At 32.2% G+C, this 2,466-nt stretch carries 1 protein-coding gene; it reads right to left on the minus strand.

Going from position 1 to position 2,466, the window contains the following annotated elements; all coding sequences use genetic code 11:
• Positions 1 to 771: 771 nt before the first annotated feature.
• Entirely contained in the window at positions 772 to 1,983 is a 1,212-nt protein-coding gene (locus tag RB298_RS19200; protein ID WP_486048064.1) for a DUF4145 domain-containing protein, read from the minus strand.
• Positions 1,984 to 2,466 lie beyond the last annotated feature (483 nt).

Here is a 2,466-nt window from a genome sequence, read left to right on the forward strand (position 1 = left end):
CATATAACCAATCCTTCAGATGGCGATGGATTAGGATTTGCAGTGGCATATGGTGGAATAGCAGCTATCCCCATTTCGCTTGCGATAGGAGTCTTTGGTGGAATTATTGGTTATTTAAGAGATTAAAAATCTAGAGTGAAATTTTAAATGTAATTTGTGAAACTAACTAGGTAAATACAATTATATTTGTCTAACTTTCGAAAAAAAGCAACCAAATCGTTGGTTGCTTTATTATTCATCATACGTATAGACTGTCTTTTCATTTATTATCTGCTATGTGTCCCTTTCGCTCCCAAATAAATTTAAAATGAGGTTAGGAGGAGCGAAGGGAACAAGAACATATTTATGATAATAAAAAAAAGATAGAAATCCATTTTATTTTAAGCACCTTATTTCTTCTATTTAAAATGTAACCTCAATAAAAAAGCTTTCACAAGAGCTTAATAATTTAATATAAATTCATTTTCTTCATCGAATTCTGAAACTTCCTTTGTACAGCTGGTACCTGATCCACAGGGGATGAACTTGAGTAAATAGCAGCAACTAAAGTGATTAGAGACGAACAAACGACAATCCATCCCCCATAATACAAAGCTTTCTTCATAGTGATTTCCTCCCTATGTTTTTTATTAAATATACGACATTTCTAAATTGAAGATAATGGAATAAATTCCATTTAGTTAAGCTTGAAGATGAAAACCCTTAAAATTTTTAAAGGTTTAAGAACCCTTTCCGTTCAGCGAGCTCGCTTAGCCATATTACTACCTAACTCTATGCATTATTTAGCTTATGTAAAAAATCATCTAGTTCCTCTTCGCTTTGAAATTTAAAAGAGTAGCCAAAATTAGTTGGTGTTTTCCCCTTGTTTATCGCTTTCGGAAAGCTTCTTAATGCCGTATTGTGACTCGGTTTGTCAGGAATTTCAAACTTTTCCTTAGCGGTATCTGGGTGTAGAACAATCGTTGTTAGCTTATTAGGTAGTAAATATACAATCTCTTTAGTAATTCTGTGTTCAAATTCTATAGCCTTTTTCGTTGGGTGATTCAATTTAAATTTATGTTTATCAAAGAGTTTATCAATCTCTTCGCTTATCGTAATGATTTTAGCTTCAACGTTGGGGATTTCTGACTTATTCATAAGTACTACACTTTCAATGCTAATAATTTGTGCCCAAAACTTTTCCATACCGTGAGTACCAATACCATTTAGTTTCATATGTAGCTCATCCATCGGCTCTTTAATTTTTTTAAGAGAAGTAATTCCTACACGTAAAAACTCACGCAATAGATACTTACATCCACTTACAGGAAGCGTAGTTATAGACATATTCGCGAGTTCACTAGGTACAGTAATCTTTTCATTTTTAAATTGAAGATGGACGTTTGAAGCAGATAATTGCACCTTGTGAGTAGAGGGAATTTCGGGTTTTGATGTATTTTCTACCTCTTTTCCTACCCTAATATCTTCAAATTGTCTTTGCATCTCTACTCGCATATCATCTATTTTCTTATCTAAATACCGTTTGAGTGATTCATCTTGATCAGTAGCTTGTAATACATTTAATTTTTGAGTAAGAGGAAGCTTATACGCCGGAGCTTCAAACTCATATGTCACATACAGCTGCATATACCAAACGCTTATCTCAAATAGAAACTTATGAGTCTGCAGTATATCGACAGTCTCTACTTCCTTCACGTCATGTACAGCTTTATTCCCCTTTTTTCGAATCCACTCTAACTTTAGATAAATATCTTCTTCAATCGCATTTTGACGATATAATTTATGTATTCTCTCAGCGTGCTTAAGGGGGTACAGTTCCTCAAGTTCTTCTTGTTTGCTAATTAACTTCACAAGATGCTCACTATATAAACGAGCCTGTATCAATGAGGCATGGGGCTCGCTAAATAATTTATCTTCTATACGCTCAGCCAGGTTTGCTAATTCATTAGAGAATTGTTTAACGAAATCAAATAAAAAAGTCATCTTTCTCTCTCCTGTTTCTTAGTATCTATTAAGCTAAAAGTCTTATTGAAAATTACTCGTTTTCAATACCATTTAGTTAAACTTTATTTGAGGAATTCTTTTACTACACTTTCACTTGATAGTAGCCTTTGCAAATTAGGCAACTAATTATCTGAAGTAAATAAACAAACTTTAGATAATTTTTTCGATACCAATTATTATGTATTAATTCATTAACACTCAACAGTTAGTTTTATATGTAAAGTTATGGAGATTTTATATTATTTTAGCATAAAATCTCACAAAAAATCTCTCCTTTAAAAAACTACATAACCTTAGTGGCTATCATCACTGTTTTAGAAATTGTATAAATCGGGTTAAATTATCTGTTTATAAAGAAATAATCATCTAGATTGGTTTTCCATACAACTTTCATAAAAGCAGCTATTTAGGATAAATTATTACAGAAGAAACATATGTTACTGGAGGTCGTAACTTGTTAAT

Origin of the sequence: Priestia sp. BR_2, assembly GCF_041954005.1 — a bacterium.
Classification (GTDB): Bacteria; Bacillota; Bacilli; order Paenibacillales; family Paenibacillaceae; genus Paenibacillus_AQ; species Paenibacillus_AQ lautus_A.